The organism is Roseomonas sp. WA12 (genome assembly GCF_054165765.1).
Genome location: NZ_JBSTUI010000002.1, coordinates 543,462 through 557,716, shown reverse-complemented (window position 1 = coordinate 557,716; position 14,255 = coordinate 543,462). Strand labels below are relative to the sequence as shown.

Sequence of the window (14,255 nt, the reverse complement as noted above, 5' to 3'; positions counted from 1 at the left end):
CTGTAGAAAGCGATCTCCTCATCCGGTCCGCAAGAACGTGACATTGGCCAAATTCGCTAGACGTTCGTGCGCCGTAGCTGCCTCTTAAAACAATCAACGAGCCGCGAGCGAGCCTACTGATCATCAAAAGGAAAATTCATAAATGCCAATGCCCACCATTTTTCCCCCGCCCGGACAGAGAGCCCCTTCACCGGCTGGAAGGGTGACCACGTCGGCATCCGTGTCCCGGACTATGATGCAGCGATCGCTTGGTATACCGAGATACTCGATTTTCGGGTCATGCACACCTGGCTCTACGGCGACATGAGGCTCGCCTATCTGTCGCCCGCAGTGGATGACAGCTTCCGCATCGAGGTCCTGGCTGGACCGGGCGCCAGCGAGCGCCCATTGTATCGGGAACTCGGCGACAGCCTGGCCCTATCGGGCTGGCACCATCTCTGCATTCGCGTCGACAGCGCCGACGACGCGGTGGCCGAGTTGAAGCGTCGTTCGGTGAAAATTGTCGCTGAACCCTTTGATCTGCCAGAGATCAGCCGCCGGCTCGCATTCTTCGCCGATCCGTGGGGAAACCTGTTCGAGCTGACTCAGCCGATCAACGCCTAACCACCTGTACAGGGGTAGGCAAATCCTGACCCTGCGCTGTTCCTTGATAGCGAGACAAACAATGCGAAAATCACTATTCATTGTCGGTGCCGGGCCTGGCATTGGTGCGGCAACAGCAGACAGATTCGGGCGCGAAGGCTGGACGATCATCGCTGGTGCGCGCAACTCGACTAGGCTCGAGGCCTTCGTCTCCGCAATCTCCGCCAACGGCATTATCGCCCACGGCGTCGAAGTGGATGCTCGCAATCCAACCACCTTGCGCGCTGCAATGATTGAGGCGGACCGGCTCGCCGGCGGACTGGGCGCAGTAATGTTCAACGCTGCCATCGTCCGCCAGCAGAACCTCCTTGATATGACGGATGATGAGATCGATAGCGACATCGCGACCAACGTTGCCGGCGGCCTACACACGATCCGTACCGCGGTCGAGCTGTTTGGCGCCCACGGCGGCACGATCTTGGTCACCGGCGGCGGCCTAGCCCTCACGCCTCACCCGTCCTACACGGTGCTCGGTGCAAGCAAGGCGGCGTTGCGGAACGCTGTCCAGGCGCTCTCGCAGGATCTGGCCGCTCGTAAGATTCACATTGCTATAGCCACGGTCGCTACGTCTGTCGCTCCGAATTCCCCGGAGGCGAGAGGGGTCGCGGAGACGTTCTGGACACTCGCCACCAATCCTTCCGCCGGTTGGGAAGCAAGGTTCCCTGCATAACCCCGTGTACGCTGCCGCATTCCAGGTTTGAAGCGCTGCCGACCTTGCGGCACCGACGTTATTGATCCTCTCCGAAGCCAGCAGCAGAGCTGCTTAGTTCTACTCTTTCACTGCGAGACACGGTTCGGCGCTTCTCTCGCGTGCTGCCTCCGAGCAAGGCGGCAGGGAGTTGGGGCCAACTGCGTTGAACACGGCTTCATCAAGAGCCAAACATCTTATCGCGTTAGCGAGGTGCGCGGCGCGGGTGTCTTCTATGGCAGCAGCATTCCACCTTGTTGTGTTGAGCAGCCTGGAGACACCGCAGGTGCCTTCATTCGCCATCCATCAAAACAGCCGAGCGGATTCAGGGGCGAGACCATCACGGTCAATGTTGGGCACGACCTTAAGTGATCCTTCGAACTGTAAGTTCCACAGGGAGCTTACTACCAAAACATGGAGCCTTATGATGCAAGCTTCACCCAAGACTTGGCTGATCACCGGCTGCTCCTCCGGCTTAGGTGCTGCCATTGCCGAGGCGGCTCTGCAACGGGGCGACCAGGTCATGCTGACGGCCCGGGACGTGACAAAGCTGACGCCAACGCTCGATCGTTATCCCAGCCGGGCACAGTGCTGCGCCCTAGATGTGACTGTAACCGCGAGCGTAGAGCGTGCTCTTGCAGAGGCGGAAAGCCGGTTCGGGAATGTCGATGTTTTCGTTAACAATGCGGGGTTCGGCGTAATCGGTGCGGTAGAGGAAGTCTCAGGTGAGGAGTACAGGCGAATGTTTGAGACCAATGTCTTCGGCCTGATCGAGAGCACTAGGGTAGCACTTCCTGCCTTGCGTCGCAGCCAGGGTACCTTCGTAAATCTATCGTCAGGCTCAGGCATTGCTACGCGTGCTGGATTTGGCCTCTACAGTGCTAGCAAATTCGCCGTAGAGGCGGTTTCCGAAGCCCTCGCGCAGGAAGTGCAGCCTTTCGGCATCAAGGTACTCATTGTGGAGCCGGGCGCATTTCGCACTGATTTCCTCGGCCGCTCCATGACCCTCGCCAGGAATCGCATGGCGATCTACGACGGAACTGCAGGAGGGATGCGCAATGTGAGCGCATCCATGTCGGGCCACCAGTCTGGTGATCCAGCAAAGGCCGCGGCGCTGATCCTAGCGGCAGTGGATGTACCGGGCGGGCGGCTACGTTTGGCTCTCGGCGCCGATGCACATCGCAGTATCAAAGCCAAGCTAGCTGCTGTTGCCGCAGACCTAGACATGTGGAGCGAGCGCACGACGGCTACCGGTTTTGATGATGGTCACCTTTCCGTACAGCCTGATAGCCGTAGCTGCGATTGACGCTGCTTTAGTCTTCGAAGAGAGCTTGGCGGCAATGCTGAGAGGACAGCAAGGCATGGACCCGGTATTGATCTTCGAGTTGATCGTTGGCATGTGCCTTGCGGTGTTGGTGCTGCAATACGTGGCGCCTCGGTTGAGGCTTCCGCCGGCAGTCGCACTTCTCGCCGGAGGTGGCGCCCTGGCGTTCGTCCCGGGTCTGCCGGTTGTCAGCCTCGATCCAGATCTGCTGCTGGTTATTTTCCTGCCGCCACTACTGATGGATGGTGCGTGGTTCACGGCGCTGACGTCATTCCGGCGCCACGTCGGCGGTATCAGCTCCCTTGCGGTCGGGGCCGTACTGTTCACGACAGCGGCCGTTGCGATCGTCGCGAAAATGGTTCTACCGGACCTGCCCTGGGCAGCCTGCGCAGCTCTGGGCGCCATCGTGTCGCCACCCGATGCGGTTTCAGCGCGCGCCGTCTTGCAGAGGGTGAGACTGCCACGCCGGTTGGCCACCCTGTTGGAAGGCGAAAGCCTCCTCAACGATGCGACGGGTCTGGTGCTGTTTCGCTTCGCTGTTGCCTCAGTCATCACCGGAACGTTCAGCCTCAGCGAGGCCGTCGGCAGCTTCGCTTTCCTTGTCGGAGGCGGGATCGTCGTCGGCGGCGCAATCGGGACGATCTGGGTACTGCTGCTGCGGCGCCTCGCCGATGAACACCTGATGGTCGCAGCCTCGGTGTTGGTTTGCTGGTTGAGTTACATCGCGGGCGAGATGCTACACGTGTCCGGGGTTATCTCGACAGTGACGGCTGGTCTCGTCTGCGGTTGGTATCAGCATGTCATTCTGACTGCGAGCGTGCGCATCCGTGCCCTCTCGTTCTGGCAGGTAATGATTTTCTTGTTTGAGGCGGCGGTGTTCATCTTGATCGGCCTGTCGTTGCGCGGGGTTATCGACCGCGTTGGCGGGATCGACGTCGTCGTGGAGGACATGGCCTGGTCGGTTGCCGCAATCATCGCAGCCGTCACCGTTGCACGCTTCGCCTGGATCTTCGGCACGGACGCGGTTCTCGGACTTCTGCATCGCGCGGGCTGGCGCACGGTGGAGCCACTCGGGCCACGGGCGGCAACGGTGATGAGCTGGGCAGGCATGAGGGGCGTCGTGACCCTCGCCGTCGCCCTCACACTTCCCGAGACAATGCCGGGACGTGACCTGATGCTGGTCACTGCCTTTGCTGTCATTCTTGTGACGGTTCTTGTTCAGGGAACGACACTCGGCCTAGTGATTCGCCTAGCCGGGCTGCGAGAGGACGAGCGCGGCACCGCGCCGCTCGACCTCTTCGCTGCGGAGATCGCCATGTTCAAGGCGCAGCTTGAGGAGGTAGAGAAACTGGCCTACTCGCCCGACGGCTCCCTTCTCCATCCGCGCCTGCTCGAAAGCTACCGGCGTCGGGCAACGATGTCGAAGGAGTTCTTCGGGAGAGAGGAGGAACGCGCCCAGGGTATCGAAGCCCATTTTGGTGTCATTCTCGCCGCCGTCGCCGCTGGACGAGCCGAGCTGGTCCGCCTGCATCGGACGCGCCAGATCGACGACCAAACGTTGCACAATCTCGAGCGTGATCTCGACCTTGAAGAACTTGTTGCTCTCGCCGCAAAAGGCTGACACCTCCAGCGGGCGCTGGTGCATCAATCAGCAATAATGTGATCCCATGGTTGAGGACCCGACAGGATCTGGCCGACGGCGGAAGCGATACCAAATGCGGAATTGCAGGATGTACGGTCGCACCCTGATCACGTGAGTTGACCCAACGGTGTCAATCTCGCCTGACTTTGCTTGGTAAACGGCCGAGGGCACGGGTCAGCCTCGGGTCTCTACGGAGGTGGCAATCAATGCATGCTGATCCTGAAGGTGCCGTATCCGCTGCCGCTGCCAGCAGCGCAGGGTACCCCATTCGTCGGGTACCGCGGTTGACGATCACACGGCGGCTAAGATTGGCATCGCCTATGGATTCCAGTTCCACGGCAGGATCTGGTCGAGCTTGGCTGCAAGGTAGTCAGCGATGCGGGCGAGGACACCAACGAGCCACAGCCTGGGGTCGACGTCGTTCACAAGCAGCATGCCACCCTCAGGGATAGATCCTCGCCGCCGTGCGATGCTGCATCTGGCGGGAACAGGGTTCGTTCACGTTCCGGCATAGCGGACTATGTGCAAAAGCCTGCCCGGCCCGACAACGCGCTTCCATCTAGGCCGCTTGACCCGCTGCCCGATAGCCTAACTCGCCTTTTAGGCGCGCAGCACCTCAATGACGGCGCGAAGGCCGGCCGAGAGATATTTCTTATCAGGATAGTAGAGGTACAGCCAGTCCTCCGGTTCGCACCACGATGCAAGGCACTCGATCAACTCCCCGGTCGCAAGGCAAGGACGTGCCCGGGCCTCCCAAACATAGGCGAGCGCCACGCCGGATTTGGCGGCCTCAACCATCAACTCATGATCGTCCAAAGAGAGCGGACCCGTAGGCTCGAAAACGGTGATCTTGCCGGCACGGCGGAACTCCCACGGATACGCCGCGCCGCTGGGATAGATGTTCCGGATGCAAGTGTGACCCTTTAGGTCGGCCGGGACCCTCGGCGCCAGATGCCGCTCGAAGTAGGCTGGCGATCCGACCACGGCGAAACGCAGCCGCGGCTTGATCCGCACCGCCGTCATGCCCTCTCGCAGGCTCTCACCGAGGCGGATGCCCGCATCGAAACCCTCCGCGACGATGTCGATGAGGCGGTCTGTCGCGACGATCTCCAGTTCGAGCTTCGGGTTCTTCGCGATTAGCGGCCCCATGACGGACGCGAATATGAAGGTGGCGACCGAGCTCGGAGCGTTGATTCGCACCTTGCCAAAGGGTGTCTCGCGGAAGCGATTCAGCGCGTCGAGCGCCGAGGCGATCTCGCCGAAGGCCGGGGACAGCTGCGCCAGCAGCATCGCGCCGGCATCGGTCAAGGAGACACTGCGTGTAGTGCGGTTCAGGAGGCGGATGCCAACCCTTGCCTCCAAACTCGACACGGCATGGCTGATCGCCGAGGCCGTGACTCCTCGCTCCTCGCTGGCCCGGCGAAAGCTGCGGTTCCGCGCTACCGCGTCGAAGGCCGCCAACTCCGATAAATCCGTGGTCTGCATTACTGAACTGGGCTCACGATGAACAAGCTGATTATACCTCTAATCGTCTCGCCCGGAAGCGTCGATATCTGCACCACGGGCAGCGTCCATGCCGCCCCGACCAGGAGACAGATAATGGCCGACTTCAAGCCGCCCGCACCCAAGGGCACCTCCCCCTTCGCTGACATGCGCGGCCACCACGTCGCTGTGCGCACCCCCGACCTCGAGACCGCGAAGCGCTGGTACGTCGAGAAGCTCGACTTTCGCGTCGTCGCCGAGTGGGACTATGCCGACGAGAAGCTCGCCTATCTCGCGCCCGCGACAGATGACCACTTCTTTATCGAAGTCCTCGGCGGCGGCGAGCCCGCCCCGCAGGAGGTCCGTCCCTACACCGACCTGGGCGACAGCCTGAAATACGCTGGCTACCACCACTTTTGCCTCAACGTCGTAAGCGTGGACCGAACCGTAGAAATACTGCGCGCGCGCGGCGTGACCATCGTGACCGAGCCTTTCGAGCTGCCCGCCATCAGTCGCCGCCTGGCCTTCTTCTCCGACCCGTTCGGCAATTTGATCGAGCTGGCCGAGGTGCTCCCCTGATCCATCCATGATTCAGCCGTCCTGCGGCCGGCCGCCCACTCCGAGGATGCTTCCTATGCCACAGACTATCATGATCATCGGTGCCGGTCCCGGCATCGGCCAAGCGACGGCCGACCGCTTCGGCAAGGCCGGCTGGAACGTCGTGCTGACGGGTCGAAATCCGACCCGCCTGTCCACCCTAAAGGAGACGCTGAGGGCGCAAGGGATTGCGGCGCACGCCGTTCCAGCCGATGCCACCGATCCCGCCGCGCTCAGCGACGCCATGGCCGAGGCCGAGCGCCTGACCGGCTACCTGGATGTGGTGCACTACAACGTCGCAGTCGTCCGGCAGCAGGACCTATTTAGCATGACCGATGACGAGATCGCGCAGGACCTGGCGATCAACGTCGCCGGCGGTCTGCATGCGATCCGCGCCGCTGTCACCGCATTCGGCGACCGCCGCGGCACGATCCTCGTTACCGGCGGCGGCCTCGCCGGCAGCCCACATGCCGACTATGCAAGCCTGGGGCTTGGCAAGGCTGCGCTGCGCAACGTGGTGCAGGGGCTCGCCGCACCGTTAGCGGCGCGCGGCATCCGGATCGCGATCGCCACGGTTGCGACGACGGTCAGCCCCGGGTCGTCCGAGGCGCGGGATGTGGCCGGTCTCCTCTGGAGCCTCGCGACGGACCCGGGCTCAACCTGGGAAGCTACCTATCCCGTCGACGCAGCACGCTGAACCAGGAGATCCCAGATGTCCGAGCACCTGACCCTGATCGCGACACTTACGGCGAAGCCGGACCAGTCCGAAGCCCTGGGCGAGGGCCTGCGTCAGCTCGTCGTACCGACCCTCGCGGAGGCCGGAGCGATCGAGTACCGGCTGCACCGCGACATTGACGATCCCTGCACCTGGATCCTCTACGAGACCTGGCGCTCCCGTGCCGACCTCGAAGCGCATTTCGCCCAGCCCCACACGCGCGCCCTCATGGCGCAGTTTCCCGAGTTGCTAGCGGGGGAGATGGGGCTGACCTTCTGCCGCGCGGTCACGTCGCGGTCCTGAGAGGCGCGCACGCGTCGATTCTCTCTCAATCCTCACACGATCCTGAAGGAACATCGTCTTGAAGACTTGGTTCATCACCGGCGCCTCGCGCGGCTTCGGCGCCCTAGTCACTGAGCGCGCCCTGGCCCAGGGTGACGCCGTCGTCGCCACCGCCCGCAACCCGGCGGTCGTCGCGAGCCGGTTCGGCAACCATCCTAACCTCCTCCCCGTCGCACTCGACGTGACTGACGAGGCTCAGGCCGCCGCTTCCGTTCGGGCCGCGATTGATCGCTTCGGGCAGATCGATATCCTGCTCAACAACGCCGGTTTCGGCCTCATGGGCGCGGTCGAGGAAGCCACAGCCGCCGAGATCGAGGCTGTGTACCGCACCAACGTCTTCGGACTGCTCAACGTCACCCGTGCCGTCCTACCGTCCATGCGCGCAGCGCGGTCGGGCCGCATCCTCAACATCTCCTCGATCGGAGGCTACCGCGGTGCGGCCGGCTTCGGTGTTTACAGCTCAACCAAGTTCGCCGTGGAGGGCCTGTCCGAAGCGCTGCACGCCGAACTGGCGCCGCTCGGTATCCACGTCACCGTCGTGGAGCCCGGCTACTTCCGGACCGACTTCCTGGACGTTTCGTCGCTGTCGGTGAGCCCAGCCCGGATCGCGGACTACGAAGCAACGGCAGGTCACGTTCGGAACGTCGCGTCCGGGCTGAGCCACAATCAACCAGGCGATCCCGCGCGCCTCGCGGATGTCCTGGTCACCTTCGCGGAAGCGCCCGACCCACCGGTGCGCCTGCCGCTCGGGAGCGACACGGTTGCCGCGATCGAGGCGAAGCATGCGGCGGATCGGGCGATCCTCGTGGAGTGGGGCTCAGTGGCGTCGTCGACCGATTTCGCCAAAGACTGAGATGCGTGGAGAGACGAGCACCGGTGGGGAGCCACGTTTGCTTGGCTGCCCCGAGGCATCCTGGATTTGCCCCTCACAAGGAGCCGTGTGCATCAGGTGAACGCAATCCCGCGCTGCCGATAATGGCCGCGGGATAGCAGCATGGGGCATCTCCGCACTGGCTGTCAGTTCCCTGGGAGCCCACCGGTGCGGAGAAAGCTCCCCTGCGCGGTAGCGAGCAGCGTGCCATCCTCTTCGATGACTTCGCCGGACGCAAAATAGATCCTGCGGCCCGATCGCGTAACGCGTCCCGTGGCGGTGACCCGGCCCGTCTGCACGGTCGCGAGATAGCTGACAGCAAGCATCACCGTTACGGCCTGTATCGGTGGTTCCCCCAGCGGACGCCAGAGTCCGGCGTAACCGCACGCAACGTCCAGCAGGGTAGCCAGGACTCCGCCTTGCAGCTTTCCCTGCCGGTTGAGATGCTGCGGGCCGACTGTCAGCCCGAAGGTCGCCTGCCCTGTCTCCCAAGCCTGCTGCCCGATGCCAAGAAAGGCGAGGAGTGGGTTCTCCGACGCCTCCATCACTCAATCCTGATGCCAGTAGCCTCGCCGAGCCGCTTCCAGCGTTCGAGATCCGCGGCAAGCACGGAGCCGAGCTGAGCCGCCGGCATGTAGGCCGGCTCGAAGCCACGGGCCCGCATCAGCTCGACAAATTCTGGCTCTCTCATCATCTCGGCGACAGCAACTTCGACGATGTCAATGCTGGCCGGGGCCATGCCGTTAGGCCCGAGAAGCGCGTACCAAAGGTCGCATTCGTAGCCGCTGAGGACCTCGCCGATCGTCGGCAGGGCGGGCCAAGCAGAGGCGCGCCGATGGGAGGTCACCGCCAGAGCCCTAAGCCGGCCTTCCCGGATGAAACCCTCCACCGCGCTGATGCTCGCGAACATGACTTGCACCTCGCCGCCGAGCAGGCCTGTGACGGACGGCGCGGTGCCCCGATAGGGCACGTGGGTGATGCGCGTGCCGGCCATGTGATCGAACAGCTCGGCGGCCAGGTGCTGCGGCGTGCCGGGCCCAGGTGTGCCATGGTTGAGATCACTGGGTCGCGCTTTGGCATAGGCGATGAACTCGGGAAGCGTCCTCACCGGCAAGTCTGCACGGACGACCAGCGCGACGGTAGTGGATGCGACGCCCGCGATGGGGGTCAGGTCCCGCTGCACGTCGAAGCCCGGATTGGCAGATAGGGCCGCGTTGATTACCATGGAGTTGGCGGCGAAGAGCAGGGTGTGACCGTCCTTTGGACCGGCTCCGACCGCCTGCGTGCCGATGTTGCCGCCCGCGCCACCTCGGTTTTCCACCATCACTGACTGACCGAGCGCAACGGAAAGCCGCCGAGCCGTCAGTCGCCCGGCGATATCCGTGCCGCCGCCGGGCGCGTAAGGGACCACAAGCCTGATGGGCCGGCTCGGGTAGGACTGGGCCCGGGCAACGCGCCCGAGAAGCGCAAGGCCGCACGCACCGACCAGGGTGCGCCGATTGATAAGCATTGGTTATGTTTCCTCCGTGGATGTCGCTGGCGTGTCAGGATGCTCGTGCCGCCTCGAATGCCGGCCGCCCGGCTTCTGCGATGTCGTCGGACGCCTCCCCCAGAAGGGCGTCGTGCTCGCCCAGGAGTGGCGCCGGCAGGCGGACGGGCATGGGACGGCCGCCGATGGCAAAGCCCGGCATGGCCACGCGGCCTGCCCGAGGGTGAGCGGCCTCGACGAGGAGGCCCGCTGCCTGAAGTTGCGGCGACGTGGCCAGGCGAGCGTAGTCCGAGACGGGCGCGCAGATAATGTCTGCCGCTTCCAGGATGGCGAGCCACTCGGTCGTTGGTCGGTGGCGGAACACGGCGTTCAGCGCGTCCGTCAGGGCGCCGCGATGAGCCATTCGCTGCGGGAGGCTGACGAAACGGGGCTCCGTCGCCAACTCAGGCGTGTCGATCGCGTCGCAAAGCCGGCGCCATCGCCCGTCCTGGTAGGCGGCGACAAGGATGTGCCCGTCCGCCGTCTCGTAGGCCTCGTTTGGGGTGGCATAGGGCGCGCCGCTACCGCAACGCTGCGGTGTCTCACCGGAGGCGAGGTAACCCGCTAGCGGCACCTGCTGCAGCATCAGCGAACTAGCGAAAAGGTTCACGTCCAAGTGGCCGACCCGTTCACCGGTCTCGCGACGGCGCAGCGCGGCGAGCACGGCGATGGTGGCCTGGTAGCCCGTCGTCATGTCGGTGACAGGCGCCTGCACCTTGGAGGGCGGCTCCCCCTCGCAGCCCGTGATGCTCATTAGGCCGGAAACGGCCTGCACCACGCCGTCCACGCCCGGCCGCCCGGCCCAAGGACCGTCCTGGCCATAGGCGGAGATGGAACAGTAAACGAGGCGTGGGTTGAGAGCGATCGCGGCCTCGTAGCCGATGCCCAGGCGAGCGACGACACCCGGGCGGAAGCTCTCCACCAGCACGTCCGCCCCGGCGATCAGCCGCTGAGCCTGGCGCAGCCCGGCCTTTGTCTTCAGGTCGATCACCACGCCGCGCTTGTTGCGGTTCAGCGACATGAAGGCGGTGCTCTCGCCAGCTAGGAAGGGCGGGCCGAGCATGCGGCCGACGTCGCCGCCTGGCGGCTCCACCTTTACCACGTCAGCGCCCATGTCGGCGAGCAGCATGGTGCAGAGCGGGCCCGCTGCAATCTGCGAAAAGTCAATCACGCGGACACCGGAGAGGGCGCCCTCAAGCGGGTGGCGGGCCGGGTCTTCCATGGACGCGCTCACCGGCCGACGAAGCGCGGAGTGCGCTTCTCCGCGAAGGCTCGCCGCCCTTCGGCCCGATCCTCCGTGTCCTTCAGCATGCCAAACACCATCTCCGTCAGGTCGAAAAGGCCAGCGCGGGGTAGGACCTCCGTCTCCCGCGCCAAGCGCTTGGTGGCGGCGACCGAGAGCGGCGCGTTCTCCGCGATGCTGCGGGCCAGGGCCTGCGTCCGTTCCCCCAGCTCGGCCGCCGACCAGACATCGCTGACAAGGCCGATCCGCAGCGCCTCCGCGGCGTCGATCCGTGCTCCGGTCATAAGCAGCTTCATGGCGTGCGCGGCGGGAATGGTGCGCATCAGGAGCGGCCCGCAGACGCCGGCGACGCTGCCCACCCGCACTTCAGGCAGGCCAAAGCTTGCCATTTCGGATGCGACGCGCAGGTCGCACTGCAGTGCCAGCTCCATCCCGCCGCCGAGGCAGTGGCCGTTCACCGAAGCGATGAGCGGCTTCCAAATGGACAGTCGCTCCAGGTTGAGGAAGCGGACATACGCCCCCCTCTGCATCGCGACCTCATCGCCGGCCGTCCAGGCGGCCGCGTAAGGATCGCTGCCGGGCGGCGTGCGCTTGAGATCGGCGCCGACGCAGAAGGCTCTTTGCCCGGCGCCGGTCAGCACAATGACGCGCACGGCGGAGTCGTCCCGTGCGGCGATCAGGTGCCGGCGCAGTTCAGACTGGCCCTCCGGGTCCATAGCGTTCAGCGCTTCAGGCCGGTCGAGCGTGATCGTGGCGACTGCGCCATCTTGGGCGGTGTGGATGGCCATGTTAGACGCTCGGGCTCGAGAGGCTACGGCCGCCGCAGACGTAGAGGAGCTGGCCGGTCACGTAGGCGCTGGCCCGCGCGGCGAAGAACAGCACGGCCTGCGCCACGTCATCCGGCGTGCCGATGCGCTGCATGGGAACGCTCTTCTTTAGCCGATCCTTCACCTCTGCCCTGAAGCCGAGGAACATCGGCGTCTCGATGATCCCGGGGGCGATGGCGTTCACCGTCACGCCCTGGGAGGCGAACTCAATCGCCAGGCTGCGCGTCAGGCTGACGACGCCGCCCTTGGCTGCCGAGTAGTTGGCCTGCCCGAAGCCTCCGAGCCAGGCGCGTGAGGAGATGTTCACTACCCGCCCGTGACCCCGCTCCACCATGCCGGGGATCGCCGCCTTGCAGGTCAGGAACTGGGAGCGGAGATTCGTCGCGATCACGGCATCCCAGTCCTCCTCTTCCATCTTCCCCAGTCGCTTGTCCCGCACGATGCCGGCGTTATTGACCAGCACGTCCAGCCGCCCTAGCTCGCGGCTCACGGTCGCCACCGCACTCTCCACCTGGGTACGGTCAGTCACGTTGACCGTCACTGGCAGCACGCGACGGCCGGGATGAGCCTCGCGCAGTCGCTGCGCCGCCGTTTCAAGCGCCGCGGGGTCGAGATCGAGCAGCGCCACGTCGTAGCCAGCCTCCGCTAGGGCGCCAGCGATGCCAAAACCGATGCCGCGAGCCCCGCCGGTCACGGCGGCGATGTCTTCCTGCGCCATGGTCAGGCCGCCAGCACGTGGACAGAGGAGGCGGCGTGGTCCACGCCCGCGATGCCACCGCCGGTGCACTGGGTCAGGCCGACCGTCGCACCCTCGACCTGACGGCCCTCTGCGCGACCCTGGAGCTGCCAGGTCACCTCCACCATCTGCGCGACGCCGGTGGCGCCCAGCGGGTGGCCCTTGGCCAGCAGCCCGCCGCTCGGGTTGACGGGCACGCGTCCCCCCAGCGCCGTGTCGCCGCGCCGCAGTAGGGCCGCGCCTTCGCCCTGGGGCGCCAAGCCCAGCGCCTCGTAGTAGAGCAACTCCGCGATCGTGAAGGCGTCGTGCAGCTCCACAACGTCCACGTCCTCGGGCCCCAGCCCGGCCTGCTCGTAGGCCAGCCGTGCCGTGCGGGCGGTGATCTCCGCATCCAGGATGTCGTCGCAGCCCTCCTCCAGCCGCCCGGATTGCACGGCGGATCCGAGCACGCGGACAGCAGGCCGCCCTGAAGCCGGACGCTTCGTGGTCAGCACTACCGCCGCGGCGCCGTCCACCATGGAGGGGCAGCACTGCAGCAGGGTCAGCGGCTCGGCGACGGGGCGGGAGGCGAGCACTTCCTCCAGCGTGACCGTCCTGCGCTGCTGCGCCAGCGGGTTCAGCGCGCCGTGGGCACGGTTCTTTACCGCCACCCGCGCCAGGATCTCCGGGCTCTCGTCCCGCTCGTACAGGTACCGCGTGGCGCGCATTGCGTAGACGGTCGGCAGCGTCATCCCTTGGCTGGCATAGAGTTCCGTCTTGTAGTCGTTGCGCTGCATCGGGATGGCGCCGCCGCCGAGCTTCGTCAGCATCTCCACGCCCCAGACGAGCACGGTGTCATGGACGCCGAGTTGCAGGGCCTGGGAGGCGAGATGCACTGCGGTCGCCCCGCTCGCGCAGGCATTCTCAACGTTGTAAAGAGCCGGCCCGCCCATCCCGAGGTCGCGCATCAAGACCTGCCCCAGGATCATGCCGCCGTAGACGTTAGCGTTGTACATGGCCTGGACCTGCCCGGCCTGGATGCCGGCATCTGCCAGCGCGCCTAGCACCGCCTCCTGCGTCAAATCCTGCATAGACCGGCCGTCATGGCGGGCGAAGGCGGTCATAGCCGCGCCTGCAATGTAAACCTGGGTGCTCATGACTGGCCCTCCGGGGCGGGGATGAAGGCGTAGCCGACTGTGGCGTCGGCTACCGGGCGCAGGGCCATGCCGATGCGCGGGCGCTGCCCCTCGGGCAAGCGCAAGCGGCCGAAGACGCGCGCCTTCTCTGGGAAGTCAGCGTAGACCAGCGCGAAGGGGACTTGGCCGGTCTTCGGGTTGGGATGGATGACCGTGAAGCTGTAGAGCGCCGCCCGATCCGAGAGCGTCAGAGCTTCGTAGCGGGAGGAGCTGGGAGAGGTCGCGGGGATGGCCGGGAAGACGCCTTCGCCCGTTCTAAGGTCTCGTGAGGCCTGAAGATGAACGGCGGGCTCGCCCGTCCCCGATGGCGAGCGGATTGTGTCGAGTACTACCGACGTATGCTCCATGACGTTCCTCCTTGCCGGGCGTCGTTACCCAGCCGTTCCTAGGCTTGGATTAGCGTTGCGGCTGGGCCGACGCAGGACGAGAAACTCGCCAGCACC

General features: G+C 65.0%; 17 protein-coding genes. 8 read left to right on the top strand and 9 right to left on the bottom strand.

What is annotated here, in order from left to right:
* Positions 1 to 138: 138 nt before the first annotated feature.
* From ACVBD7_RS25130 to ACVBD7_RS25115, 4 genes are all read left to right on the top strand, one after another.
* Complete coding sequence (locus ACVBD7_RS25130; protein ID WP_458098385.1) at positions 139 to 603, top strand: VOC family protein; 465 nt, start codon at positions 139 to 141, stop codon at positions 601 to 603.
* Positions 604 to 664: 61 nt separating this feature from the next.
* Complete coding sequence (locus ACVBD7_RS25125; RefSeq protein ID WP_458098215.1) at positions 665 to 1,312, top strand: SDR family oxidoreductase; 648 nt, start codon at positions 665 to 667, stop codon at positions 1,310 to 1,312.
* Positions 1,313 to 1,757: 445 nt separating this feature from the next.
* Positions 1,758 to 2,636 (top strand): oxidoreductase, encoded by an 879-nt coding sequence (locus ACVBD7_RS25120; protein ID WP_458098214.1) that lies wholly within the window; start codon positions 1,758 to 1,760, stop codon positions 2,634 to 2,636.
* Positions 2,637 to 2,691: 55 nt separating this feature from the next.
* Positions 2,692 to 4,275 (top strand): Na+/H+ antiporter, encoded by a 1,584-nt coding sequence (locus ACVBD7_RS25115; RefSeq protein ID WP_458098384.1) that lies wholly within the window; start codon positions 2,692 to 2,694, stop codon positions 4,273 to 4,275.
* 339 nt (positions 4,276 to 4,614) lie between these two features.
* Here the strand turns inward: ACVBD7_RS25115 and ACVBD7_RS25110 are convergent, their stop codons facing one another.
* Together ACVBD7_RS25110 and ACVBD7_RS25105 are read right to left on the bottom strand one after the other, a co-directional pair.
* Positions 4,615 to 4,731 carry a transposase domain-containing protein gene (locus tag ACVBD7_RS25110; RefSeq protein WP_458098398.1) on the bottom strand — a complete coding sequence of 39 codons (117 nt, stop codon included), beginning with the start codon at positions 4,729 to 4,731 and terminating at the stop codon, positions 4,615 to 4,617.
* A 165-nt stretch (positions 4,732 to 4,896) separates the two neighbouring features.
* Entirely contained in the window at positions 4,897 to 5,781 is an 885-nt protein-coding gene (locus tag ACVBD7_RS25105) for a LysR family transcriptional regulator (RefSeq protein ID WP_458098213.1), read from the bottom strand.
* Between the two features lie 114 nt (positions 5,782 to 5,895).
* On the opposite strand from ACVBD7_RS25105, the gene ACVBD7_RS25100 reads away from it, so the two are divergent.
* The 4 genes from ACVBD7_RS25100 to ACVBD7_RS25085 all read left to right on the top strand — a co-directional run bounded on the left by ACVBD7_RS25100 (position 5,896) and on the right by ACVBD7_RS25085 (position 8,285).
* Positions 5,896 to 6,357, top strand: a complete 462-nt coding sequence (locus ACVBD7_RS25100; RefSeq protein WP_458098212.1) for a VOC family protein — start codon at positions 5,896 to 5,898, stop codon at positions 6,355 to 6,357.
* Between the two features lie 70 nt (positions 6,358 to 6,427).
* Positions 6,428 to 7,072, top strand: coding sequence for an SDR family oxidoreductase (locus ACVBD7_RS25095; RefSeq protein WP_458098211.1), 645 nt, complete (start codon positions 6,428 to 6,430; stop codon positions 7,070 to 7,072).
* Positions 7,073 to 7,087: 15 nt separating this feature from the next.
* On the top strand, positions 7,088 to 7,393 hold the full coding sequence (locus ACVBD7_RS25090; protein ID WP_458098210.1) for a putative quinol monooxygenase: 306 nt from the start codon (positions 7,088 to 7,090) through the stop codon (positions 7,391 to 7,393).
* Positions 7,394 to 7,451: 58 nt separating this feature from the next.
* Positions 7,452 to 8,285, top strand: a complete 834-nt coding sequence (locus ACVBD7_RS25085; protein ID WP_458098209.1) for an oxidoreductase — start codon at positions 7,452 to 7,454, stop codon at positions 8,283 to 8,285.
* Positions 8,286 to 8,449: 164 nt separating this feature from the next.
* Here the strand turns inward: ACVBD7_RS25085 and ACVBD7_RS25080 are convergent, their stop codons facing one another.
* From ACVBD7_RS25080 to ACVBD7_RS25050, 7 genes are read right to left on the bottom strand one after another with little or no spacing between them, the layout of a single operon-like run.
* Positions 8,450 to 8,848 carry a PaaI family thioesterase gene (locus tag ACVBD7_RS25080; RefSeq protein ID WP_458098208.1) on the bottom strand — a complete coding sequence of 133 codons (399 nt, stop codon included), beginning with the start codon at positions 8,846 to 8,848 and terminating at the stop codon, positions 8,450 to 8,452.
* Positions 8,848 to 9,813, bottom strand: a complete 966-nt coding sequence (locus tag ACVBD7_RS25075; protein ID WP_458098207.1) for a Bug family tripartite tricarboxylate transporter substrate binding protein — start codon at positions 9,811 to 9,813, stop codon at positions 8,848 to 8,850. The genes ACVBD7_RS25080 and ACVBD7_RS25075 overlap by 1 nt, the downstream gene beginning before the upstream one ends.
* Positions 9,814 to 9,847: 34 nt before the next feature.
* Complete coding sequence (locus ACVBD7_RS25070; RefSeq protein ID WP_458098206.1) at positions 9,848 to 11,053, bottom strand: CaiB/BaiF CoA transferase family protein; 1,206 nt, start codon at positions 11,051 to 11,053, stop codon at positions 9,848 to 9,850.
* Positions 11,054 to 11,061: 8 nt separating this feature from the next.
* Positions 11,062 to 11,862: an enoyl-CoA hydratase/isomerase family protein gene (locus tag ACVBD7_RS25065; protein WP_458098205.1), complete on the bottom strand. Its 801-nt coding sequence runs from the start codon at positions 11,860 to 11,862 to the stop codon at positions 11,062 to 11,064.
* 1 nt (position 11,863) lies between these two features.
* Complete coding sequence (locus ACVBD7_RS25060) at positions 11,864 to 12,619, bottom strand: SDR family oxidoreductase (RefSeq protein WP_458098204.1); 756 nt, start codon at positions 12,617 to 12,619, stop codon at positions 11,864 to 11,866.
* A 2-nt stretch (positions 12,620 to 12,621) separates the two neighbouring features.
* A complete protein-coding gene (locus tag ACVBD7_RS25055; protein WP_458098203.1) occupies positions 12,622 to 13,773 on the bottom strand; it encodes a thiolase family protein in 1,152 nt (383 codons plus the stop codon).
* Positions 13,770 to 14,159: a Zn-ribbon domain-containing OB-fold protein gene (locus ACVBD7_RS25050; RefSeq protein WP_458098202.1), complete on the bottom strand. Its 390-nt coding sequence runs from the start codon at positions 14,157 to 14,159 to the stop codon at positions 13,770 to 13,772. The genes ACVBD7_RS25055 and ACVBD7_RS25050 overlap by 4 nt, the downstream gene beginning before the upstream one ends.
* Between the last annotated feature and the right edge of the window lie 96 nt (positions 14,160 to 14,255).

Excerpts from the sequence above, each read along its gene's own strand:
- ACVBD7_RS25125 (WP_458098215.1), top strand. The coding sequence starts at position 665 with ATGCGAAAATCACTATTCATTGTCGGTGCCGGGCCTGGCATTGGTGCG.
- ACVBD7_RS25120 (WP_458098214.1), top strand. The coding sequence starts at position 1,758 with ATGCAAGCTTCACCCAAGACTTGGCTGATCACCGGCTGCTCCTCCGGC.
- ACVBD7_RS25115 (WP_458098384.1), top strand. The coding sequence starts at position 2,692 with ATGGACCCGGTATTGATCTTCGAGTTGATCGTTGGCATGTGCCTTGCG.
- ACVBD7_RS25110 (WP_458098398.1), bottom strand. The coding sequence starts at position 4,731 with ATGCTGCTTGTGAACGACGTCGACCCCAGGCTGTGGCTCGTTGGTGTC.
- ACVBD7_RS25105 (WP_458098213.1), bottom strand. The coding sequence starts at position 5,781 with ATGCAGACCACGGATTTATCGGAGTTGGCGGCCTTCGACGCGGTAGCG.
- ACVBD7_RS25100 (WP_458098212.1), top strand. The coding sequence starts at position 5,896 with ATGGCCGACTTCAAGCCGCCCGCACCCAAGGGCACCTCCCCCTTCGCT.
- ACVBD7_RS25095 (WP_458098211.1), top strand. The coding sequence starts at position 6,428 with ATGATCATCGGTGCCGGTCCCGGCATCGGCCAAGCGACGGCCGACCGC.
- ACVBD7_RS25090 (WP_458098210.1), top strand. The coding sequence starts at position 7,088 with ATGTCCGAGCACCTGACCCTGATCGCGACACTTACGGCGAAGCCGGAC.
- ACVBD7_RS25080 (WP_458098208.1), bottom strand. The coding sequence starts at position 8,848 with ATGGAGGCGTCGGAGAACCCACTCCTCGCCTTTCTTGGCATCGGGCAG.
- ACVBD7_RS25075 (WP_458098207.1), bottom strand. The coding sequence starts at position 9,813 with ATGCTTATCAATCGGCGCACCCTGGTCGGTGCGTGCGGCCTTGCGCTT.
- ACVBD7_RS25070 (WP_458098206.1), bottom strand. The coding sequence starts at position 11,053 with ATGGAAGACCCGGCCCGCCACCCGCTTGAGGGCGCCCTCTCCGGTGTC.
- ACVBD7_RS25065 (WP_458098205.1), bottom strand. The coding sequence starts at position 11,862 with ATGGCCATCCACACCGCCCAAGATGGCGCAGTCGCCACGATCACGCTC.
- ACVBD7_RS25060 (WP_458098204.1), bottom strand. The coding sequence starts at position 12,619 with ATGGCGCAGGAAGACATCGCCGCCGTGACCGGCGGGGCTCGCGGCATC.
- ACVBD7_RS25055 (WP_458098203.1), bottom strand. The coding sequence starts at position 13,773 with ATGAGCACCCAGGTTTACATTGCAGGCGCGGCTATGACCGCCTTCGCC.
- ACVBD7_RS25050 (WP_458098202.1), bottom strand. The coding sequence starts at position 14,159 with ATGGAGCATACGTCGGTAGTACTCGACACAATCCGCTCGCCATCGGGG.